Below are 23,371 nucleotides of genomic sequence, written 5' to 3' on the forward strand. Positions count from 1 at the left end.
AGACGACATCGCCCCGCCGTCAACGTCGGCGCGGACGCTTAAGCCGTCGACGGGAGGAAATCGCAGCGTTTCTTGAGTAGACTTGGACATGGGCGACCGCGTTTGGCTTCTCCGAAGCGTTCTTGGCGGAACACCAATTTTATCAATTGGTTAAACGAGTGTCGCCCGTTTTATGAATAATTCGGGTTAGCAGCACAAGAGACGTCTCTACCCGATCCACTCCAGCGGATCCTCGTCCGGCGTGGGCCGAAGTCCGGGCTGTTCGATGAACAGCCGGTGCCAGATGGCGAACTGCATCAGTCCGAAGAGTTCGCGCCCGCCGCCCTGCCCTTTCTGTCTGGACGCGACGAGCGCCGGGATGGACTCGACCCGGAACCAGTCGCGGATGCCGCGATTGCGCGCCAGACGCCGACCGACCTCTGCGGCCACCTCGCCCCGCAGCCAGTCGCCGACCGGGACATGGAAGCCGCGTTTGGGACGTTCCAGATGACCGGGCGGCAGCCGGGGTTCGACCCAGCGTTTCAACAGCCATTTCCCCTGGTGCTGGCGGACCTTGAGCGCATCCGGCAGCGACAGACCGAATTCGACCAGACGATGGTCCAGGAAAGGCACCCGTCCCTCGACCCCGAACCCCATCAGCAGGCGGTCGGTCTTGACCAGCAGGTTATCCGGCAGCGCCGTGACCAAGTCGGTGTACTGTCGTCGCTGCATGTCCGACCAGTGCGCGGGCGTCTCGCCCCAGGCGCGCAGAAAGGGCGCGCGATCCGCGTCGGCGACCGCCCGCAGCGCCGGGCCGAACAGTCCTCGCGACCACTGCCCCGCCCATTGTCCGTGCGTGCGAAAACCGCCGCTGCCAGGGTGCAGCATGGCCTTGAACCAGCGTTCCGCGAATCTTGGATGGTAGCGACCATAGCCGGCGAAGACCTCGTCCCCGCCCTCGCCGGAGAAGACAACTTTCAGTTCGGACCCGGCGGTTTCGGCCAGGATCGAGGTGGGCAGGCTGGCATAGTCGCGCATCAGTTCGTCGGCGCACCAGATGCTATGCGGGATACGCGCGAAGACCTGCCCCAGTTCCAGTTCCAGTGGGCTGTGATCCAGCCCGAAATAGTCCGCAACCCGTGCCGCCTCATCCAGCTCGTGGGCCATGGCGGTGCCCCGGTAGCCCACCGAGAAGCTCTTGATGCGGCCCGCGCCGTGGGCATGCAGCATGGCCGCGAGAACCGCCGAGTCCACCCCGCCCGAGAGGAAGAGCCCGAAGGGCACGTCCGAGCGCAGGTGTTCGCGCATCGCGTCGTCCATCAGTCCATCGAGTTCGGCGCATGCCTCCTCGACGTTGATGGCACGCGGTGTGATATCCAGCGCGGACCAGTAGCGATGGCGCTCGATACGCAGATCCACGTCGATCGTCAGCGCCTCGCCGGGCAGGATCCGTTTGATCCCGGCGATCAGGGTATCCTCGCCGCTCGCGAATTGGTTTTGCAGGAACTGGCGCAGCGCGCCGGGCGATACCTGGGGCCGTTCGGGCAGGATCGGCAGCAGCGCCTTGATCTCGGAGGCGAAGGCGATGCGGTCGGGCAGACGGACATAGAAGAGCGGTTTGATCCCGAGTCGGTCGCGCCCGAGGATCAGGCGCCCGGCGTCCGCGTCGTGCAGGGCAAAGGCATACATGCCGCGCAGTTGGGTCAGGAACCCGAGACCGTGCACCGCGTAGGCGTGCAGGATGGTCTCGGAGTCCGAATCGGTGCGCGGCTGGCGGCCCTGCTCGCGCAAGGCCGCGTTCAGTTCGAGATAGTTATAGACCTCGCCGTTCGCCGCCAGCGCCAGCCGGCCGTCTGCGGAGACCATGGGCTGATGCCCGGTCGTCAGACCGATGATCGACAGGCGTGTCTGCGCCAGACCGACCGGGCCGGCGCAGTGGATGCCGTGATCGTCCGGCCCGCGATGGGCGAGTTGGGCCGCCATGCACGCGAGTTGCTCGGGGTCCGGCCGCTGGCCGTCGCGCAGGATGAAACCGGCGATTCCGCACATCTTAAATCGCGTCCGTGTGGGCGTGCGTTGTTGGCGTATCGCCCCAGCCTCGCGGGAACCGACAAACCTTGGAGTTGACGCGATTAAAGTTTTTTATCATTTCACAACGTGTCTCACCGGTCGCCCTGGAGCACTCGCGAGATCCTTGTCCGTCATCACAACGCAGAGGCTCCGGACGCGGTTTAACCCTCATCGAATGTCTCGCAGTACCCGACCGTCTCCCGTTTTCAGATCGAGTGCCGGCGCGGCGGGCGGTGCCGGGTAGACCCGGATGTCGCCAACTCCGGTCTCGACTTCGATGCGGTCCCAGGCGCTCGGGACCAATCCAACCACCAGCGTGGTGTCTTTTTCGGTAAAAAAGCCCCAGTGGTCGATCCTGAAGGTCAGCACGCCATCCTGAATCGTCAGTTGGTCGCGGACCCGTGTGCCGGGCAGACCGAAACCACGCCCCTTAAGCAGGATCAGCGCCGATTGGTCCGGCCAGTCGTGCCAGGCAAGCGTGACCTGGGCATCATCGGCGATCAGACGGAGCGTGCGCGGCGGCGGTTGCTCGGTTCCGGGGATCACGGCGTGGGAGCGGTTCTCGTGAACGGGTGTCGCCAGCAGCATGCCGAACAGCATGGCCGCCGCCAGAAGGCTAAAGGCAATCGCGGTGGCGACCGGATAGCGCAGGGGACGCGGTGCCGTCGGAGCCTGTCGATCCGCGGCATCCTCCCGTTGCGGAATACGCAGCACGACGTAATAGAGCAGGAAGGCCAATCCATAGGCGATGACGGCGGACCAGATGACATCGGACAAAAAATGATCCCCGGCGGTCATGCGACCGATCCCGAGCAGGGTTCCCAAGGCGATCGATCCGAACAAGGCCAGGCTTGCGAGCCAAGGTCGACGCCGCAGCCAGATCAGAAAAAAGGCGCCGAGCATGAAGCCGGACGAGCTATGGCCGCAGGGAAAGGACTTGCCCTTCCCCGCCTCGCCCATGACCAGCGGGGGCAGATAGTCATGGGTGCCGCCAAGCTCAACCGTCTGGTGCGGACGTGGACGCCCCCAGTGGTCCTTCAGGACAGCGTTGACGACCAGACCTGGACCCATCAGCGCGGTGAGGAGCAGAAAGACGGCATGGAGCCGTACCCGTCGGTAACGCGGCCAAATGGAACCGGCGGCGATCACCGCCAGGCTCCCGAGCATGACCAAACCGACCAACAGCGGCGCGGCCTGATAGAAAAACAGCCAGAGTGCCTCGCGGGATTTGAACCAAGGGTCGTCGGCGCCAGGATGATAGAAGCGCGAGGCGACGCGCAGATCCAGATCGGTGAACCAGAAGGGAAGCGTGCCGATCAGGGCGAGCAGAATCAGCACCATGAGCTGGGGCAGCCAGTAACGGCGTGTGGCGGCGAGTGTCTGCACCTGAACCTGATCGGCGGCGGAGTGAAAGAGGCGAGAGGGTAACGATTCGCGACGCGAATCACAATCGAAGGCGTGACGCTCGACCTTCGCGCGCGCGGCGCGGGTACCCGCCTTGCCCACCGCACCTATCGCGACTACCATCGCGGGTCATGCTCTGTAAGACCGCCTCCGCCATGATTTCCGCTTGGCTCATCGGGAGTCGTGTCCACTCGCAAACGCCGCATTCCTAACGTCACGAAGGCCCAAAACGATGCTCTCATTTTCCCGCCGGTTCGCCATCCTGACCCTCGCCATCCTGAGCGCCGGCAGCGCCTTGGCGCAAGGCGACCAGCCAGAACTTCTGCTCTACTGCGGCATCACCATGGTGCGGCCCATGACCGAGATCGCCCAACTCTTCGAGCAGCGCGAAGGCGTCAAGATCATCATCGCGCAGGGCGGCTCGGAAGATCTCTATCAGTCCGCGAAGAAGAGCGGCGTCGGCGATTGGTATCTGCCCGGCGAACCCAGTTACCGCGATAAGCACCAGTCGGAGGGACTGCTGGGCGACTTCGTCACCGTCGGCTATAATCAGATGGCCTTGATGGTGCAAAAGGGCAATCCGAAACAGGTCAAGCCCGATCCGCGCGAACTCCTGCGCAAGGATCTAACCGCCATCGTCGGCAATGCCGAATCGGGCAGCGTCGGCCAGGAAGCCAAGGCGATTCTGGACGCGCTGGGAATCTATCAAAAGGTCTTGAGAGCGGCCGCCTTCCTCGCCCCCGATTCACGCAGCCTGATGAACGCCATGAAAAAACAGGAGGCGGATGTCACCCTGGTTTGGCGCGCCACGGGATTCTTCCCGGACAATGCCGCCCTCCTCGATGTCATCGACCTCGACCCGAGTCTTGCCAAGCCTCAGGCGCTGCTGCTGATCCAGTTGAACAGCGCGAAGCATCCTGAACTGGCCGAGCGATTCATGCACTTTACCGCAGGGGACGAGGGTCAGGCGATCTTCAGCAAACACGGATTCCTCGACAACCAGACCGCGAGCGACCGCTAACCCGGCCCCTCCGACGCACTGGCGATGGATCACCCCCGCCGCGTTCCCGCCGGCCCAACCGACATCGACCGGACAGCGCTTCCGGTCGTTCAGGATGTCGCCGTCACCTCCATCCGCTGGTTGTTCGGCGTCTTCATCCTCTGTCTGGCCCTGTTGCTGGGGTTACGGGTGGTCTTTTCCGACCTGCAGGCGGAGCTGAATGCGCGCAGCGTCAACGAACGAGCGCGACTATTCATCGGCGAGGAAATCGTCCGCGGCATCCAGGGCATCGAAAAAGACCTCTACCGGATGGCGTCCACCTCGAATCTCGCCGGGCTGAGACGGGTGAATCTGTCCATCGAAGGCCAGATGGAAAAGCTGCGGCACGATCTGAACGTGTTGAAGCAGGGCGGAACCGTCCGGCGCGAGGTACAACTGAATCTCGAAGGGCGCGACGAAATGGTGCGCGAGGTGGCCTATCAGCCCGACCAGAACAATGATCGCCATGTCATGGAACTGATCGAAATCGCCCCGCTCCTGGACACGCTGGGCGAAAAGACCCGGGAACTGGAAGACATCCTGGTCAAAAGCTGGGAGTTCCAGGAGCGCGAAGACCTGCAAGGCTTTTTCGATCTGCACGTCGACAGCGACCTCTTCATCAAGCACATTCCGCCCTATTTCGAGCGCATCGCCGAAAACGCCAACCGTCTGTTCTTCGATAGCAGCGAACAACTGCGGAAACTGGAAACCGCACTGCAATTGCAAAGCGATCGCCTCAAGGCGGTCGAACTCTCGCTGGTCGTCCTCGTGATCCTGCTCACCAGTCTGGCCGGCTGGCTCTTCCTCAAGCGCATCGGCCAGGCCAATCGACAGCTTGCCAACAGCGCCCAGGATATGCGGATCGCCAAGGACGCGGCGGAACGCGCAAGCCGCGCCAAATCCGAATTCGTCTCACGCATGAGTCACGAGTTGCGCACACCCTTGAATGCCATCATCGGTTTCGCCGAATTGCTGGAGGCCGAACCGCTCGCGCCCTCGCACCGGAATTACGTCAACCTCATCGGTAACTCAGGCAAGCACCTGATGGAGTTGATCAACGCGGTGCTCGATCATGCCAAGATCGAGGCTGGCAGCATGACGCTGGAGCGGATCGCCTTCGATCTCCACATCGCCATCGATGCGGTCAGAACCATCGTCGGCGATCGCGCCACTGCCAAGGGTCTGGAATTTAACGCCAATATCGATCCCAGTCTGCCGCGTTTCGTCGTCGGCGACCCGACCCGGTTGCGGCAGATTCTCATCAACCTGTTGGTGAACGCGATCAAATTCACCGCGCATGGCTACATCAATCTGTGCATCGCGCGCGAGGATCAGCGCATGATCTTCAGTGTCCGCGACAGCGGCATCGGCATGGACGCGGCGGGGATCGCCCGCCTGTTCCAACCCTTCAGCCAGGCCGATGACTCGATCACGCGCAAATTTGGCGGCACCGGACTCGGCCTGATGATCTCGAAGGAATTGATCGAGGCAATGGGCGGCGCGATCGACGTCGAGAGCGCGCCCAATGTGGGCAGCGTTTTCCGGTTCTGGCTCCCGTTGCGGGAAGCCGCGTCAATCCCGGAGTGCGCGGCCGTCGCCGCGCCATCCAACCCACAGGAGACGCTCGCCAGCCTCGTGGCCGGTCGGGTGCTGCTGGTCGACGACAACCGCGTCAATCAACAATTGGCCGGCGCGATGCTGAACCGGCTGGGCCTGAGCCATGACTTCGCCAACAATGGGGCCGAGGCGCTCCGGCAACTCGCCAGCGCCGACTACGCCCTGGTGCTGATGGACATGGAGATGCCGGAAATGGACGGCGTCACCGCCACCACGCATATCCGCGCGCAGGAGGCCGCTCGGGGCACGGCCCGTCTGCCGATCATCGCGATGACCGCCAACGCCATGCAGGAAGACCGCGAGCGCTGTTTCGCCGCCGGCATGGACGGCTACCTCTCCAAGCCGGTCAGGTTGGCCACCTTGCACACCGAAGTGCATCGGCTGTTCAGCGCCACGCCCGCCTCCTGAGCGCTCGCCCGCCACTGCCGATGGCATCATCGGCCAACTGGATTCGTCCGCCGCAAGCCCCGATCTCCAGGGAAACGCGCGCGCGACCACCACACGAGAAAAGCACCACGCTGGGGAGATTGGAATGTCACGGATCAAACTCGAATTCCCGAATGCCGCCGGCCAAACCCTGGCGGGTCTCCTGGAAACGCCTGATCGGGTGCCGACCGCCCGCTACGCCCTGTTCGCGCACTGCTTTACCTGTAGCAAGGATGTCGCCGCCGCCAGCCGCATCAGCCGCGCGCTAGCCGCGCGCGGGATCGCCGTGCTGCGGTTCGACTTCACCGGACTCGGCAACAGCGATGGCGACTTCGCCAACACCAACTTTTCGTCCAACGTCCAGGATCTGCTCGCCGCCGCGCGCAAGCTGGAGACCGATTTCCAGGCACCCGCGCTGCTGATTGGCCACAGCCTGGGCGGCGCGGCGGTGCTGGCCGCCGCGCACCAACTGCCGTCGGTGGAAGCCGTGGTGACGATTGGCGCCCCGGCGACCCCGGACCATGTGCAGCACCTGTTCAGCGGGGCGCGCGGTCAATTGGAGGCTACCGGCGAGGCCGAGATTCAGATCGGCCTGCGTCGCTTCCGGATCCGCCAACAACTGCTCGACGATCTGGCGCAATACGGCTCCGCCGACCATCTCCGCGATCTGAATCGCGCGCTCCTGGTCTTTCACTCGCCGCTCGACGAGATTGTCTCCATCGACGAGGCGGCCAAGATCTATCGGGCCGCCCGTCATCCCAAGAGCTTTATCTCGCTCGACAAGGCCGATCACATGCTGAGCAACCGCGAGGATGCCGAATATGTCGCCGAAACCCTGGTCGCCTGGGCCAGCCGCTATCTGGGGCTCGGGCGTCACGGCTTCGAGCCCAGCACCGGCACCGCGCCCAGGGTCGCCCCTGGCGAGGTGCTGATCACCGAAATCGATACCCGCTTTCTGCGCGGACTCTATACCGAACGGCATCAATGCCTGGCCGACGAACCCAAGTCGTTCGGCGGCTCCGACCTTGGTCCCTCGCCCTACAAACTGCTGCTGATGGCCTTGGGTGCCTGCACCTCGATGACCCTGAGGATGTACGCCAACCGCAAGGGTCTGAGTCTCGACGACGTGGAAGTGCGGTTGACGCACGAGCGCGACGTGGTCCTGGAAGGCGCGGAGAGAGGACAAACGGCAGGCAGGGGCGAACGCATCGTGCAGCGGCTGAACATTCACGGCGATCTCAGCGCGGCAGAACGCGCACGGCTGCTGGAGATCGCCGAGCGTTGCCCGGTGCACCGCACGCTGGACTCAAGCCCCTTGATCCAGACCTGTTATGAGGAGGATGGGCCAATCTAAACCGTGTCCGACAGAACCCGCCGTGCCGGCGTCGATACGGACGCGGCTGGAATGGCAAAGCATCCAGGATGCGCGATCCCCTCAAGGAGCAGGCATGTAACGATACAGATACCAGAGATGCAGCGGATGTCGGCAGGGAGAGACTGGCGTTTCCCGCAAGGGCGCTGACGGGCAGTCGAACAGCGTCCGCTGGGTCTCGACGCGAAAGCCCGCAATGGCGGGCGGCGCGCCGAATCGGGTCAACAGCCAGAAGGGACCGGTGACCGCCTCCGGATCGACCCGTGGCGCGATCCAACCCCTGAGATATTCGGATGGCCGGGTGAGATCGGGCCATTGGCTGGTCTCCAGATCGGATCGATAGAAGCGCAGCATGGCCGCGGTCTGATAGCGATCCGCATAAACGGGAGCGTCCAGCTCAGCGCCAATCCGCGCCAGTTCCGCGAAGCCGTGGGTCTCGCGCAGGATGCGATTCTGACTGTCGGGCAGCGCAAACGCGCCGGTCGCGGCATGCACGGCATAGAGACTGACCAGCAGCAGATTGACCGCCGCCGCCGCCGCCGCCAACGCCCAGCGCCGCACCCGTCGCAACCAGACCGCCGCCAGCGGCGCGGCCGCGAGCAGATACATGATCGGCCAGTTGGCCTCCACGTCGCTCATGGTCGCGACCAGAGCAAAAAAGCCCAGCGGAAAGACGGTCGCCGCATTCAGCAGCACGCGCGCATGAGGCCGGAACGCCGGAGATTGAGCCAGTCGTTCCGGGGCGCTGGATTGAGGATCGCCGTCTCGCCGAGTGGACTTTCCTCCACGGGCCAGCCAGGGCGCCAGCAGCAGCGGCAGGCCAAGCAGTCCCCAGAACGCCAGTTGTGTCCCAAGATAGCCGAACAGGCTTGCGAGTCGCTCGCCGGGCGACTCGGGGCCGGCAGGATCGATGGCGTCGGCGGGCGCCGAGGCGAGCGGACCCATCGCGGTCGAGAAACCATGTCCGAACTGAAAGCGCATCGTCAGCCAGTCATGGTTCGCGTTCCAGAGGAGATTCGGCGCGAACACCAGCAGCGCCACCAACGCGCCCAGATACGGCCAGGGCGTGCGCAGCGCCCGCCAGTCAGAACGCAGGATCGCCCAGAGAAAGATCGGGCCGATCAACACCATGGTGTATTTACCGAGCAGGCCAAGCCCGATCGCCACGCCGGCCGTCAGCCAGCGCCGGCGCTCCCCGGCCAGCGCGCGCTCGCCCTCGTGCAAGGCCAACGCCCAGCCCAGCGCCAGCGCGGTATCCGGCGTGGTCAGCACGCCGCCGGCCAGTCCGGGCAGGGTCGCGAAGGCCAGGATCATCGCGAGCGTCAGATCCCGCTGATCCGTCAACCCGCAGTTGCGATAGAAGCGGGCGAGCACCAGCAGGGTCAGCGCCCCGGCGATCAGGCCGCCGAGCCGGGCCATGAACGCCGAGCCCGGCGCGAGCAGCGTGCCGAGTCCAAGGAACGCGACACCCGGCGGATGATCGAAATAACCCCAGGCCAGACGGCGCGCCCAGTCGAAATAATAGGCTTCGTCCTGGGTGACCGGCAGCAGGGCGGCAAGCGCGATTCGCCAGGCGATCAGGAAGGCAATCAGGATCAGCGGAAGTCGCCACATCCGAGTCCGCGGTTGGTTCGTCATGGTGCGATACCTACTGCCTCGTTGAAGCCCCTCTCGGCATTGCCGCTGGCGACCCGGAAGGACGGTGACGCGCCGAACAGCGCCGCTGACGACGGGCGCGATGTTAGAAAAGGCGCGCCAACGCAGCCGCGGCCATTGCCGGCCGATCCAGTCGACGGGGAACCGCGCTCCGCAAATAGGCCGCCCGCTCGGGCACGAACCGCGTTAAGATCCAGACCAACCATAGCATTCAAGGTGCCGCGATGGACATCGAACTGATCGAGATTCAGGAGTTCCTGACCAAACATCCGCCCTTTGATCAGCTCCCGGAAGACACGCTCGCTCGCCTGCCAAAACGGCTGTCGATACGCTATCTCCGTCGCGGCTCGCCGTTTCCGCCGGACGATGCCGATCAGCCCTATCTGTATCTTCTGCGCAAGGGCGCGGTCGAGCTGCGCGATCCTCAGGGCGAATTGGTCGGCAAGCTGGCCGAGGGCGATCTGTGCGAAATGCCATGCCATCAGCCCTCCCAGGAGGCCGGCGATCAGGGGAGTACCGTCGAGGATACGCTGGTCTATGCGCTACCCTGCGCGGATCTGGCGCAACTATGCCACGACTATCCCGCCTTTGCCGAGCACTTCGAGCAATCGGTTTCGAACCGTCTGCGCAAGGCGCTGGATGTCATGGTCGACGCGCCGGCCACCGGCACCGGACTCATGACCGTGCAGGTGCGGGACATGGTCAATCGCACCCCCATCGTCACCGCGCCCGACACCAGCATCCGCGAGGCGGCCCGGATCATGTCCGAGCATCATGTCTCCTCGCTGATCGTCATGGACGGGGAGCGTCTGGCCGGCATGATCACCGACCGCGATCTGCGCGGGCGTTGCATCGCCGCCGGTTTGCCGACCGATCGGCCGGTGCGCGAGATCATGACCGAGAAATTACAGACCGTGGACATGGACACCCTGGGCTTTCAGGCGCTCATCATCATGACCCGACTGAACGTCCACCATCTGCCGGTGCTCGACGGCGGGCGTGTGGCGGGCCTGCTGTCATCCACCGATTTGACGCGCTTCCAGAGCAGTAATTCGGTCTATCTGGTCGCGGACATCCATCGTGCCAAATCGGTCGAGGCGCTGGCGCGGATCGGCGCGAAAATTTCGGAATTGCAGGTCCATCTGATCACCGGGGGCGCCACCGCCAACCATGTCGGGCAGGCGGTGAGCGCGATCACGGACGCCATCACGCTGCGGCTGATCGAGCTGGCGGAGGCCGATCTTGGCCCGTCGCCGGTGCCCTACGCCTGGCTGGTGGGCGGTTCCCAGGCCCGGCGCGAGCAATCGTCCCATTCGGATCAGGATAACGCGCTGCTGCTCGCGGATCATGTCCGGCCCGAGGACGACGTCTGGTTCGCGGCACTCGCCAAGTTCGTCAACGATGGTCTTGACGCCTGCGGCTTCATCTATTGCCCTGGCGACGTGATGGCGTCCAACCTCAAATGGCGTCAGCCGCTGCGCATCTGGCACAAATACTTCGCGAACTGGATCTTCAAGCCGGAGCCCATGGCCCTGATGCTCTCCAGTGTCTTTTTCGATCTGCGTCCGCTGCACGATCCGGAAAACCTCTATGCCGGATTGCAGGAACGCATGCTGGAAAAGTCCCGGTCCAACCGGATCTTTATCGCCTACCTCACCGCGAACGCGGTGAAAAATCGTCCGCCGCTGGGCTTTTTCCGCAATATCGTGCTGATCCATGGCGGCGACCATGACCATACCTTCGACATCAAGCACCGCGGCACCGTCCCCATCATCGACCTGGCGCGGGTCTATGCGCTGTCCGCCGGCATCGCCGAGACCAATACCATCGAGCGCCTGCAGGCCGCCGCCGAGTGCGGCGCGCTGAGCCGGGACGGGTCGGCCAACCTGATCGACGCGCTCGAATTCATCGGCACCCTGCGCATGCGCCATCAGGCGCGTCAGCTGCGCGCCGGGCAGAAGGCGGACAACTTCGTGTCGCCGGACGCGCTGTCGCCGCTGGAACGGGGGCACCTCAAGGAGGCGTTTCTGTTGATCAACACCATGCAGGAATCGCTGGGGCAGCGGCATCAGGCTGGTCGCTTCACCTGAACGGCCCAGCGGGAATTCGCCGATGCCTTCATTGCTCGACTGGAAGCGCCGCTGGCGCCTGCGCCGCGCGCCGCCGGGACCCTTGCGCGACTATCTGCAACAGCCCTTCGCCCATCCGCGAACGGATTATCGCGAGCTGGAATATCTGGCCATCGACCTGGAGACGACCGGGCTCGACAGCCGCCGCGACCTGATCCTGAGCGTCGGCTATGTCGTCGTGCGCGGGATCCGCATCGACCTGTCCACCGCCCGGCACCGGGTGGTGCGCATCGACCGCTCCATTCCGGAGGCGAGCGCGGTCATCCATCAGATCACCGACGATCAGTCGGCCGAGGGCTGCGAACTCGTCGAGGCGATTGCGGAATTGCTGCCGGCGCTGGCGGGCAGAATCATGATCGCCCACCACGCCAACATCGAGCAGATCTTTCTCTCCAATGCCTGCAAACACTACTGGGGGCAAGCGCTGCCGATACGGATCATCGACACCCAGGCGCTGGCCCTGCGCACCTTCGAGCGCCGGCAGATCCCCTTCAAGGTTTCGGATCTGCGTCTGCACGCGCTCGGCAATCGCTACAATCTTCCCCGCTATGGCGCTCACAACGCCTTGAGCGACGCACTCGCCGCCGCCGAGCTCTTTCTGGCCCAGGCCGCCTACCGGGACGATGGCCGGGGTCTTCCTCTCGCCGATTTCCTGTGTTGAACGCCTGGATACCGATAGTGCGACGGTTTAGTATTGTCGGCCAACGCGAGCGCAGCGGCGCCTCGACTTTGGTCAGCGTCCCTCGTCGTCAGGGCGTTCAGCCCCGATGGGACAAGTCCAGGGCGGTCTGTCCACGCAAAGCAGAACTTCGTCCGCAAGCGTTGAGCGCAACTGTACTCGCCGATCATCGGCTTCGAGGATGCCAGGTCTGGCATCCGCCGACCCCGATCAACACGCAACCCAGAACCGAGGAGACGACACCGATGTCGGAAGAAAAGGTCTATGCAGTGCCAGCGGCCATCGCCGCGAAAGCCCACGTCAACGCCGAGCAATACGCGGTCATGTATCAACGCTCGATCAACGATCCGGCGGGCTTCTGGGCCGAGCAGGCCGAGCAATTCCTGACCTGGTCCAAGCCCTGGGACTCGGTGATGGACTACAGTTTCAAGGCCGACGATCTGCACATCAAGTGGTTCCAGGGCGGCAAGCTCAACGTCTCCTACAACTGTCTGGACCGCCACCTGGAAACCCGCGGCGATCAGGTCGCGATCATTTGGGAGAGCGATAATCCCAACGAGGATCGCAAGATCACGTACCGCGAGCTGCACGCGGACGTCTGTAAACTGGCCAATGTCTTCAAGTCGCGCGGCGTCCAGAAGGGCGACCGCGTCTGCATCTACATGCCGATGATCCCCGAGGCGGCGGTCGCCATGCTGGCCTGTACCCGCATCGGCGCGGTGCATTCCATCGTCTTCGGCGGCTTCTCGCCCGATTCGCTGCGCGATCGCGTGCTCGACTCCGAGTGCAAGCTGGTCATCACCTCCGACGAGAGCGTGCGCGGCGGACGCCACGTCCCGCTGAAGAAGAACGCCGACACGGCGATGCTGGAATGCCCGAACGTCGAGACAGTGGTCGTGGTGCGGCGCACCGGCGGCAAGGTCGAGTGGACCGAGGGCCGCGACCTCTGGTACCACGAGGCGCTCGCCACCGCGTCCGCCGAGTGCGCGCCCGAGGAGATGGACGCCGAGGATCCGCTGTTCATCCTCTACACCTCCGGCTCCACCGGCAAGCCCAAGGGCGTGCTGCACACCACCGGCGGCTATCTGGTCTATGCCGCCATGACCCACAAGATCACTTTCGACTATCAGGAAGGCGAGGTCTACTGGTGCACCGCCGACGTCGGCTGGGTCACCGGACACACCTATATCGTCTATGGCCCGCTGGCCAATGGCGCCACCTCGCTGATGTTCGAGGGCATCCCGAACTACCCGGACATGTCGCGCTTCTGGGAGGTCATCGACAAGCACAATGTCGCCATCTTCTACACCGCGCCGACCGCCATCCGCTCGCTGATGCGCGCCGGCGAGGAGCCGGTCAAGAAGACCTCGCGCAAGTCGCTGCGCATCCTCGGCTCGGTCGGCGAACCCATCAACCCGGAAGCCTGGGAGTGGTACTATCGGGTCGTGGGCGACAATCGCTGCCCGATCGTCGATACCTGGTGGCAGACCGAGACCGGCGGCCATCTGATCACCCCGCTGCCCGGCGCCACTCCGCTTAAGCCCGGTTCGGCTACGCGGCCCTTCTTCGGCGTCGTCCCGGCGCTGGTCGATCCGGCGGAAGGCACCCTGATCGAGGGCGCGGGCGAGGGCGCGCTGGTGCTGGCGCGTCCCTGGCCGGCGATGATGCGCACCCTCTACGGCGATCACGCGCGCTTTGCCGATACCTATTTCAGACAGTATCCGGGCTATTACTTCACGGGCGATGGCGCGCGCCGCGACGCGGACGGCTATTATTGGATTACTGGGCGCATCGACGACGTGCTGAACGTCTCGGGCCATCGTCTCGGCACCGCCGAGATCGAATCGGCGCTGGTACTGCATCCGCATGTCGCCGAGGCCGCCGTGGTCGGTTATCCGCACGATCTCAAGGGTCAGGGCATCTATGCCTATGTGACCCCGATGGCCGGTGTCGAACCAACCGACGATCTGAAGAAAGAGCTGGTCGCTATGGTGCGCGGTGAGATCGGTCCGATCGCCATCGTCGACATCATCCAGTGGGCGCCCAGCCTGCCCAAGACCCGTTCGGGCAAGATCATGCGCCGGATTCTGCGTAAGATCGCCGCCAACGAGATCGACTCGCTGGGTGATACCTCAACGCTGGCGGATCCGACCGTGGTGAACGATCTGATCGAGAATCGCGCCAATCAGTAAGACCGTCACTGAGTCAGCGATGCGCTCCACAGTTGATTGGGAGCGCATCGCTGTCGTGAGTGCCATCATCATCGAATCCATATCACTGAGAAGGAACCGCCGGCGCCGGCACACGATCTCCTCGCCGTTAACGATTGAGAGTCGTTTTTTGTCTTCATGCCAACATCAGGAAGCACGGATGCCGCACAGGAGTTCGCGACCGCACCCGGTATGCCAACGCGCGCCGGGGCTTCCTCTTTTTTTAGATCATCGAGGTTTAGTTTGAGTTCTCATTTTCGAGTTGGGGTGTTCGTCGACGCCGAAAACGTTCGTTACAACGGCGGCTATCAGATGCGTTATGACGTGCTGCGCCGATTCGCGGCCCGCGAGGGCGGCATTCTTCAGCGACTGAACACCTACATGGCCTTCGATGCGGAGCGGGCGCGCGAGGATCTCGAATATCGCAAGAAGGCGCAGACCTATCAACAGATGGTCCGGGACTTCGGCTGGAAGATCACCGTCAAGCTGGTGCGTCGCTATACCGACGAGGCCGGCAATGTCACCACCAAGGCGAACGCCGATCTGGATATGGCCGTGGATGCCATGCTGCAGGCGCAAAAACTCGATCAGGTACTGCTGGTGACCGGGGACGGCGATTTCCTGCAGGTCGTCGAGGCGCTCCAGAATACCGGCTGCCGGGTCGAATTGATGGGCTTCAAGAACGTCTCGCGTCAGCTCCAGCAGCAGGTGGATGCCTATTACTCCGGTTTCCTGATCCCCGACCTGCTCCCCGTCTCCTACGAACCCCGCAACGAATGGGGCAAGCCGGGATCCTGCGTGCGCGGGGTCTGCACCAAATGGTTCGCCGATAAGGGCTACGGGTTTCTGCGCATCATGACGGTCATTTCGCCGAATCTCTGGATCACCGACCCGCGCGAACCGGATTCGCCCTATGCCAGCGTCTTCTGTCATGCCAACGAGCTTGCCGAGGACGTCAACGAAGACCTGCTCGCGAACCGGGAAACCGTGCTCGAATTCTATGTCAACGAGAGCGATCAGAAGGACAATGGGCTGGTCGCGAATAACGTCAGGTTGGCGTTCACAGTGAATCGATAATCAGGAACGGCACGCCATGTCAACGGATCAAGCCACGATCAAACCCTCTGGACTGGCCTGGCGACTGGTCAAGGATCATCTGCTGACCGAGCAGCAGATGCGGACCGCCTATGAGGAATCGACCCGTCAGGGACGCGCCTTTGTGCGCCATCTCATCGAGCAGAAATTGCTCGACAGCCGGCGCATCGCGGTGGCCGCCTCGCATGAGTTCGGTGTCCCGCTGCTGGATCTCAGTGCCTTTGATCTCAGCAATCTGCCCCTGAATCTGGTCGACGAACGTTTGATCCGCAAGCATCGCGCCCTGCCGCTGCTGCGCCGGGGCAACCGTCTTTTCCTCGCGCTGTCCGATCCCACCAACGACCAGGCGCTGGAGGAGATTCGCTTCAATACCGGCCTCTCCACCGACGCCATCCTGGTGGAAGAAGACCGGCTGAACGCAGCGATCGAGACCGCGATCGACGCGCAAGACACCACGACCATCAGCGAATTCGTCGATGGGGATCTGGAAAAGCTCGACATCGCGTCAGAGGATGACGAACAGCGCGACGAATCGGCAGCCAATATCGACGATGCGCCCATCGTGCGCTATGTCAACAAGATCCTCGTGGATGCCATCGCGGCCGGCGCCTCCGACATCCATTTCGAGCCCTTCGAAAAATTTTTCCGGATCCGCTTCCGCCAGGACGGCATGCTGCGCGAGGTCGCCAGCCCACCGCTCAATACCGCCGGACGCCTGACCGCGCGCCTCAAGGTTATGTCGCGCATGAACATCGCCGAGCGGCGCGTGCCCCAGGATGGGCGCATCCGGCTCAAGTTGAGCCGCTCGCGCGACATCGACTTTCGTGTCAATACGCTGCCGACCCTCTATGGCGAAAAGGTCGTGCTGCGAATCCTGGATTCGTCCTCGGCGCAGGTCGGCATCGAGGCGCTCGGCTTCGAACCCGAACAACGTGAGGCATTTCTCAGCGCGATCAAAAAGCCCTATGGCATGATCCTGGTGACCGGCCCCACCGGGTCCGGCAAGACGGTCTCGCTCTATACGGCGCTCAATCTTTTGAATCAGCCCGAAATCAATATCTCCACCGTCGAGGATCCGGTCGAGATCCAGGTGGCCGGCATTAATCAGGTCAACCTGAATCCCAAGACCGGTCTCACCTTCGCGTCCGCCCTACGCGCCTTTCTGCGCCAGGATCCGGACATCCTCATGGTCGGCGAGATCCGCGACCTGGAAACCGCCGAGATCGCGGTGAAGGCCGCCCAGACCGGACATCTGGTGCTCTCCACCCTGCATACCAACGACGCGCCGCAAACCCTGACTCGCTTGGCCAACATGGGGATCCCGCCCTTCAACATCGCCTCCTCGGTGCTGCTCATCATGGCCCAGCGGCTCGCCCGGCGACTCTGCGTCCATTGCCGAAAGAAACTCGATCTACCGCGCGAGGCGCTGCGCGAAGAGGGCTTCACCGACGCGGAGATCGACGAAGGACTGACGATTTACGGCCCGGTTGGCTGCGAGAAATGCAACAAAGGTTACAAAGGACGGGTCGGAATTTTTCAGGTCATGAAGGTGACGGAGGCCATCACCCGACTGATCCTGGAAGGCGGTAACGCCATGCAATTGGCCGATCAGGCACAGCGCGAGGGGGTCTCGGATCTGCGCCAGTCCGGTTTGCGCAAGGTTAAGGCCGGACTGATCGGCCTGGAAGAACTCAATCGGGTCACCAAGGATTAATTCACCGCGGAGTTAGCACGATGGCACTGGCAGTCGCAAGCAAGGTCAAACCGAAACCCAAGGTCGAGGCCGAAAAGGCGCGCGTCTTTGCCTGGGAGGGCATGGATCGGCGCGGAGCCAAGGTCAAGGGCGAGACCCGCGCGGCCAATATCAACCTGGTACGGGCCGATCTGCGCCGCCAGGGCGTAAACGCGACCAAGGTCAAGATGAAGCCCAAGCCGCTGTTGAGCGGCAAGAAAAAGATTACCAGCGCGGATCTCTCGATCTTCACCCGCCAGTTGGCCACCATGATGAGCGCCGGCGTCCCACTGGTCCAGGCGTTCGATATCGTGGCGCGCGGTCACGAAAATCCCTCGATGCAGGATTTGCTCCTGTCCATCAAGGCGGATATCGAGAGCGGGACCTCCATGGCGCTGTCCTTGAGCAAGCACCCGCTCTATTTCGACGATCTGGTCTGTAACCTGGTCGCCGCCGGCGAGCAGGCCGGTATTCTCGATAATCTACTCGATAAAATCGCGGTCTATAAGGAAAAGACCGAGTCCATCAAGGGCAAGATCAAAAAGGCCATGTTCTATCCGGTGGCGGTCATCGCGGTGGCCGTGATCGTGACCGTGGTCATCCTGCTGTTCGTCATTCCGCAGTTCAAAGAACTCTTTTCCAGTTTCGGCGCCGATCTGCCCGCCTTCACCCTCATGGTCATCGGACTCTCCGATTTGCTCAAGGAATGGTGGTGGGCCTTCTTCATGGGCATCGGCGGCATCATCTACGGCTTTAGCTATGCCTACAAGCGCTCGCGGGGAATGCGCGAGGCGATCGATCGCATCGTCCTGAAGATCCCGGTGATCGGCGTGATCCTGAACAAGGCCGCCATCGCCCGCTTCGCGCGCACGCTTTCCACCATGTTCGCCGCCGGCGTGCCGCTGGTGGAAGCGCTTCAGTCGGTCTCGGGCGCGACCGGCAACATCGTCTATCAGGACGCCGTCCTGAAGATGCGCGAGGAGGTCGCCACCGGTCAATCGCTGCAACTGGCCATGCGCCAGCGCGACCTCTTCCCCCACATGGTGATCCAGATGACGGCCATCGGCGAGGAATCGGGTTCGCTCGACGCCATGCTGGGCAAGGTGGCCGACTTCTACGAGGAACAGGTGGACAATGCGGTGGACAGCCTGAGCAGTCTGCTCGAACCCATGATCATGGTCGTCATCGGCGGCCTGGTGGGCAGTCTGGTGGTCGCCATGTATCTGCCCATCTTCAAACTCGCGTCGGTGGTTTGAGCGCCATGTCCGCATTCGCCTGGATCGAACTGCTCGAACAGAACCCGGTGCTGCTCGCCGTGGTGGCCATCCTGTTCGGCCTGATTGTCGGCAGTTTTCTGAACGTCGTGATCCTGCGTCTGCCCAGGATCATGGAAGCGGACTGGGCGCGCGACTGCGCCGAACTCGCCGCAGATCGCGCCGCTGCCGACGCCACGGCGCCGGAACCGGAGGCGCCCCGGCTGTCGCTGTCCGCGCCGCCCTCCACCTGCCCGGCCTGCGGCCATCGCATCCGCGCCCATGAAAACATCCCGATCCTGAGCTATCTGCTCCTGCGCGGGCGCTGCTCGGCCTGCGGCGTCGGCATCAGTCCGCGCTACCCCCTGATCGAGGGCTTCACCGCCCTGCTGACGCTGGCGGTCGTGATGCAGTTCGGCCTGACCTGGCAAACGCCGCCAGCCCTGCTGTTGACCTGGGCGCTGATCGCCCTGGCGATGATCGACTACGACACCCAGCTTCTGCCCGACAGCATTGTCCTGCCGCTGGTCTGGCTGGGTCTGATCCTGAGCCTGTTCGGTCTGTTCGCCGACAGTCAGTCGGCCATCGTAGGCGCGGTGGCCGGTTATCTGAGCCTGTGGACCGTCTTTCAACTCTTCCGGCTCGCCACCGGCAAGGAGGGCATGGGCTACGGCGACTTCAAGTTGCTGGCGCTCTTTGGCGCCTGGCTCGGCTGGCAGTTCCTACCCCAAGTCATCCTGCTCTCCGCCCTGACCGGCGCGCTCTTCGGCTTGATCCTGATCGCCGTCGGTCGCCATCACAAAGACAAACCCCTGCCTTTCGGCCCCTTTCTGGCCGCGGCGGGCTGGATCAGCCTGATCTGGGGCGACGCGATCAATCAGGCGTATCTGCGGATCAGCGGACTCGGATAGCGAACCATGTCCGCTCTAACCATGATGGGTTCATGCGCCCCCGCGCCGACACCCGAACGCCCCGGAGCAGGCCGGATGCGGTTTCGATGTTCACCGTCGCCCTGACCGGCGGCATCGGCAGCGGAAAATCTACCGTGGCCGAGCAACTCGGCGCGCTCGGCGCGGGCGTCATCGACACCGATCTCCTGTCGCGCGAGCTGACCGCCGCCGGCCATCCGGTGCTGGAACGCATCGCGGCCGTGTTCGGGGGATCGATCTTGCAATCCGACGGTTCGCTCGACCGCGCCGCCTTGCGCGAACGGATTTTTCGCTCGCCTGCCGAGCGCGCCCAATTGGAGTCCATCCTACATCCGGCCATCAAGAACCTGATGCTGGAACGGCTCGCAACACTCGACGCGCCTTACGCGGTGCTCGTCATCCCACTGCTGTTCGAGACCGGCCAGCAAACCCTCGTTGACCGTATCCTGGTCGTCGATGTCCCCGAACACGTTCAGATCGAGCGCGTCAAGCGCCGCAGCGGTCTGCCGGAGGACGAGATTCTGCGGATCGTCGCCAGCCAGAGTCCTCGCCAGGAACGCAACGCCCGCGCCGACGACATCCTCGACAACAGTGGCGATACCGCCGCGCTGTCCTCCCAAGTCAGGCATCTCCATCGCCGCTATTTCCAATTCGCCAAATCAAAATAATTGCTTTATTGGCGCTTCCGCTTTATGTTCCCACGCACGCGATGGAGTCAACGTCGCGTGATATCCACAGGGATTTTTTTAAAGAGGAAAACCAATGCACCAAACCACCTTACTCGACTCCGCACGGATCACGCTGTTCTCTTCCTTACTCCTCGCGACACTGGCCTGGCAACCGGCCAACGCCGAATCAGCCTGCAAAGGTTTGGAGCAGGCCACCTGCGAAACGAATGCGGAATGCCGCTGGCAGACCGGCTACACGCGCAAGGACGACGTCCAGGTCGCAAGCCACTGCCGAGCACTGCCGAAGAAAAAAGAGGCCGCCATCGAACCGGCGAAGACCGTCGACAGCCCGAGCAAGCCTTAGCTGCCTGAAATCTGGCCGATCCTGTGCGGGATCGGCCGCCGCTTGTCTCTCGGCCACCACGCATCGTCAGGCAATCTAACCGCACCGGCAGGATTACCGCCGAATCGAGGAACTTCATTCGTGGTTCAGCGTTTGGCAATTATGGTGTAGTCTCGACACCCATCGACCGACTGTTTTGATCGCCCCCCATGTTTCACCCACTCCCCGATGGAGCCCTAGCAATGCGTATTACCGGCCGCGCCCACAGCGAGCATTCGCTCGATCATCATGGCCTTTACAACCTCGATACCATCTACTGGAATCTTCCCACCCCCGCACTCTACGAACAGGCCCTGAGGGCGCACGAAGGCGTGCTGTCCCACATGGGGCCGCTGGTCGTGCGGACCGGGCATCACACCGGCCGCTCGGCCAACGATAAGTTTGTCGTCGAGGAGCCCGGCAGCAAGGAGCACATCTGGTGGGGCGAGATCAACCGGCCGATCGACGAGGCCCACTTCGATCTGGTCCATCATCGACTGGCCTCCTATCTGCAAATGAAGGAGGTCTATGTACAGGACTGCTACATCGGCGCCGATCCCAACTACCGCATGCCGGTGCGCATCGTCTCCGAATATGCCTGGCACAGTCTGTTCGCGCGCAACCTCTTCATTCAGCCCAGCAGCGACGAGCTCGATCATCTGATCCCCGAGTTCACCGTCATCGACGCGCCGCGTTTCCATGCCATTCCCTCGCTGGACAATACCCGCACCGAAACCTTTATCATGGTGAACTTCGCCAAGCGGTTGGTGCTGATCGGCGGCACCAGCTACGCCGGCGAGATCAAGAAATCGCTGTTCACCGTCATGAACTACATGATGCCCTTCCGCGATGTGCTGCCGATGCACTGCTCGGCCAACATCGGCCCCGACGGGCGGACCGCGCTCTTCTTCGGGCTCAGCGGGACCGGCAAGACCACGCTTTCGGCGGATGCCGCGCGTACCCTGATCGGCGACGACGAGCACGGCTGGAGTAACGAGGGCATCTTCAATTTCGAGGGCGGCTGTTACGCCAAGATGATCCGTCTCTCGCCCACGGCGGAACCCGAGATCCACGCTACGACCCAACGCTTCGGCACCGTACTGGAGAACGTGACGGTCGAGTCCGAGGATCGCCGGCTGAATCTGGACGACGAGTCGCTGACCGAGAACACCCGCGGCGCCTATCACATCAGCGCCATTCCGAACGCCAGCGAGAGCGGTCTTGGCGGTCACCCCAGCGCCATCCTGTTCCTCACCTGCGACGCCTTCGGCGTGCTGCCCCCGGTCGCGCGGCTCTCGCCCGAGCAGGCGATGTACCATTTCATCTCCGGTTACACGGCACGGGTCGCCGGGACCGAGAAAGGCGTCACCGAACCCTCGCCGGTGTTCAGCGCCTGTTATGGCGCACCCTTCATGCCGCTGCATCCGCAGAAATATGCCGAACTATTAGGCAAGCGGCTCACCGAGCACGGCACCTGCGTCTGGCTGATCAATACCGGCTGGAGCGGCGGCCCTTACGGGGTCGGCGACCGCATCAAGATCCCGCATACACGCGCCATGGTGAACGCGGTCCTCGACGGCAAACTGGACGCGGTACCGACCCGGCTCGACCCCATCTTCGGTCTCCAGGTTCCCGAAACCTGCCCGGACGTGCCGCCGGGGATTCTCGACCCGCGCGGCACCTGGAAGGACACCGCCGCCTACGACACCCAGGCGCGCAAACTCGCCGCAATGTTCAAGACAAACTTCACCAAATTCGCGGATCAGGTCGACGAGCGCATCAAGGCCGCGGGACCGCTGGCGGGTTGATTTCAGTGGTCAGCAAGTTAGATATTCAGTTCCGACGCAAGTCTTTTTTGCTCCAGCCCATCAAATGAATTGATGACTCCAGCACCCATAGGGAAGGACATAGAAGCCTTACCCCTCGAACGGCTGCTGGGTCTTGAACATGCCATGGATGGCATGCGGGAGCTGACGCATCACCGCGCAGATGACCTGGAGTTTTTTCAGTCCACGGTCTTCAGTCAGATGACGGTCATCACCCCGAATGTGCTCATCATGGCGCACCGCGCTCAACGCGGGCATGTACAGCGCCTGACGCAGATGACGATGGCCGGCGTTGCTGATGCGTGGTTTTTGCTGATCGTGGTCGTGGTCTTGTGCAGGTAGTCGCGGCGGGCGTTGCCGATGCGGGCATGGATGCGCTGGACGTGGGCTTTCGCCTTCTTCCAGTTGTTGCTGAACTTGGCCTTGCGGCTCATGGCGCGCTGCGCCTTCACCAGTGCCTGTTCCTGGCGCCTGAAACTGTTAAGGGGCTCGAACACCGCGCCGTCGCTCAAGGTGGCAAAGCGGACAATGCGCATGTCGATCCCGACGACCGTGCCCTGGTGAACAGGGATCTCCGCCTCGCGCTCGGTCTGGATCGACGCGAACCACTTGCCGCCCGACTGGCTGACGGTGATGTTTTTCACCGTGCCGAGCACCTCGCGGCTGTTGCGGTAGCGCAGCCAACCCAGTTTAGGCAGGAACAAGCGGTCGTTAGCCTGGTCGAGCTTGTAGCCCTGGGGGTAGCGGAAGCTGTCGCCGGACCGCCCCTTTTTCTTGAAACTCGATCTTCGAGTTTTTAAGGCTCTCTGGGATCTGAGTAGGAACCGGGAAGGTCGAAAAATCTATTAATTATATGATCTTACAAAGATCTGGAGACGATATCGAAACGCGAAACGAGTCACTGA

General features: G+C 63.0%; 17 protein-coding genes and 1 pseudogene. 13 read left to right on the plus strand and 5 right to left on the minus strand.

Annotated features, from left to right (window positions below; genetic code table 11):
* Window positions 1–207: 207 nt before the first annotated feature.
* Both asnB and QZY07_RS23760 read right to left on the minus strand, forming a co-directional pair.
* A complete protein-coding gene (gene asnB / locus QZY07_RS23755; RefSeq protein WP_295408300.1) occupies window positions 208–2,028 on the minus strand; it encodes an asparagine synthase (glutamine-hydrolyzing) in 1,821 nt (606 codons plus the stop codon).
* Window positions 2,029–2,217: 189 nt separating this feature from the next.
* Window positions 2,218–3,576: a phosphatase PAP2 family protein gene (locus QZY07_RS23760; protein WP_295408303.1), complete on the minus strand. Its 1,359-nt coding sequence runs from the start codon at window positions 3,574–3,576 to the stop codon at window positions 2,218–2,220.
* A 109-nt stretch (window positions 3,577–3,685) separates the two neighbouring features.
* Here QZY07_RS23760 and QZY07_RS23765 point away from each other — a divergent pair, with 109 nt between their 5' ends.
* From QZY07_RS23765 to QZY07_RS23775, 3 genes are all read left to right on the plus strand, one after another.
* The gene (locus tag QZY07_RS23765; protein WP_295408305.1) at window positions 3,686–4,474 is read left to right on the plus strand and encodes a substrate-binding domain-containing protein; all 789 of its coding nucleotides are present in this window, start codon (window positions 3,686–3,688) and stop codon (window positions 4,472–4,474) included.
* Between the two features lie 24 nt (window positions 4,475–4,498).
* Window positions 4,499–6,517, plus strand: a complete 2,019-nt coding sequence (locus QZY07_RS23770; RefSeq protein ID WP_295408307.1) for an ATP-binding protein — start codon at window positions 4,499–4,501, stop codon at window positions 6,515–6,517.
* Window positions 6,518–6,641: 124 nt separating this feature from the next.
* On the plus strand, window positions 6,642–7,889 hold the full coding sequence (locus QZY07_RS23775; protein WP_295408309.1) for a bifunctional alpha/beta hydrolase/OsmC family protein: 1,248 nt from the start codon (window positions 6,642–6,644) through the stop codon (window positions 7,887–7,889).
* A gap of 81 nt (window positions 7,890–7,970) precedes the next feature.
* Here QZY07_RS23775 and QZY07_RS23780 read toward each other — a convergent pair whose 3' ends face one another.
* Window positions 7,971–9,545 (minus strand): glycosyltransferase family 39 protein, encoded by a 1,575-nt coding sequence (locus QZY07_RS23780; protein ID WP_295408311.1) that lies wholly within the window; start codon window positions 9,543–9,545, stop codon window positions 7,971–7,973.
* A 242-nt stretch (window positions 9,546–9,787) separates the two neighbouring features.
* On the opposite strand from QZY07_RS23780, the gene QZY07_RS23785 reads away from it, so the two are divergent.
* The 10 genes from QZY07_RS23785 to pckA all read left to right on the plus strand — a co-directional run bounded on the left by QZY07_RS23785 (window position 9,788) and on the right by pckA (window position 22,448).
* On the plus strand, window positions 9,788–11,653 hold the full coding sequence (locus QZY07_RS23785) for a putative nucleotidyltransferase substrate binding domain-containing protein (protein ID WP_295408314.1): 1,866 nt from the start codon (window positions 9,788–9,790) through the stop codon (window positions 11,651–11,653).
* Window positions 11,654–11,675: 22 nt separating this feature from the next.
* Entirely contained in the window at window positions 11,676–12,353 is a 678-nt protein-coding gene (locus tag QZY07_RS23790) for an exonuclease domain-containing protein (protein WP_295408316.1), read from the plus strand.
* A 263-nt stretch (window positions 12,354–12,616) separates the two neighbouring features.
* Window positions 12,617–14,563 (plus strand): acetate--CoA ligase, encoded by a 1,947-nt coding sequence (gene acs, locus QZY07_RS23795; protein WP_295408318.1) that lies wholly within the window; start codon window positions 12,617–12,619, stop codon window positions 14,561–14,563.
* Window positions 14,564–14,824: 261 nt separating this feature from the next.
* Window positions 14,825–15,658 (plus strand): NYN domain-containing protein, encoded by an 834-nt coding sequence (locus tag QZY07_RS23800; protein WP_295408320.1) that lies wholly within the window; start codon window positions 14,825–14,827, stop codon window positions 15,656–15,658.
* 16 nt (window positions 15,659–15,674) lie between these two features.
* The gene (gene pilB, locus QZY07_RS23805; RefSeq protein WP_295408322.1) at window positions 15,675–17,390 is read left to right on the plus strand and encodes a type IV-A pilus assembly ATPase PilB; all 1,716 of its coding nucleotides are present in this window, start codon (window positions 15,675–15,677) and stop codon (window positions 17,388–17,390) included.
* Window positions 17,391–17,410: 20 nt separating this feature from the next.
* Window positions 17,411–18,664, plus strand: a complete 1,254-nt coding sequence (locus QZY07_RS23810) for a type II secretion system F family protein (RefSeq protein WP_295408325.1) — start codon at window positions 17,411–17,413, stop codon at window positions 18,662–18,664.
* A 5-nt stretch (window positions 18,665–18,669) separates the two neighbouring features.
* Entirely contained in the window at window positions 18,670–19,572 is a 903-nt protein-coding gene (locus QZY07_RS23815) for an A24 family peptidase (RefSeq protein WP_295408327.1), read from the plus strand.
* A gap of 86 nt (window positions 19,573–19,658) precedes the next feature.
* Window positions 19,659–20,258, plus strand: coding sequence for a dephospho-CoA kinase (gene coaE, locus QZY07_RS23820; RefSeq protein ID WP_295408329.1), 600 nt, complete (start codon window positions 19,659–19,661; stop codon window positions 20,256–20,258).
* 94 nt (window positions 20,259–20,352) lie between these two features.
* Complete coding sequence (locus QZY07_RS23825; RefSeq protein ID WP_295408331.1) at window positions 20,353–20,622, plus strand: hypothetical protein; 270 nt, start codon at window positions 20,353–20,355, stop codon at window positions 20,620–20,622.
* Window positions 20,623–20,843: 221 nt separating this feature from the next.
* On the plus strand, window positions 20,844–22,448 hold the full coding sequence (pckA, locus tag QZY07_RS23830) for a phosphoenolpyruvate carboxykinase (ATP) (RefSeq protein ID WP_295408333.1): 1,605 nt from the start codon (window positions 20,844–20,846) through the stop codon (window positions 22,446–22,448).
* 108 nt (window positions 22,449–22,556) lie between these two features.
* Here the strand turns inward: pckA and QZY07_RS23835 are convergent, their stop codons facing one another.
* Together QZY07_RS23835 and QZY07_RS23840 are read right to left on the minus strand one after the other, a co-directional pair.
* Window positions 22,557–22,724, minus strand: coding sequence for a hypothetical protein (locus QZY07_RS23835; RefSeq protein ID WP_295408335.1), 168 nt, complete (start codon window positions 22,722–22,724; stop codon window positions 22,557–22,559).
* Between the two features lie 47 nt (window positions 22,725–22,771).
* Window positions 22,772–23,308: pseudogene (locus QZY07_RS23840) on the minus strand (transposase); the annotation flags it as partial.
* Window positions 23,309–23,371: the final 63 nt, after the last annotated feature.

The sequence above is a fragment of the uncultured Thiocystis sp. genome, from assembly GCF_903866365.1.
Classification (GTDB): domain Bacteria; phylum Pseudomonadota; class Gammaproteobacteria; order Chromatiales; family Chromatiaceae; genus Chromatium.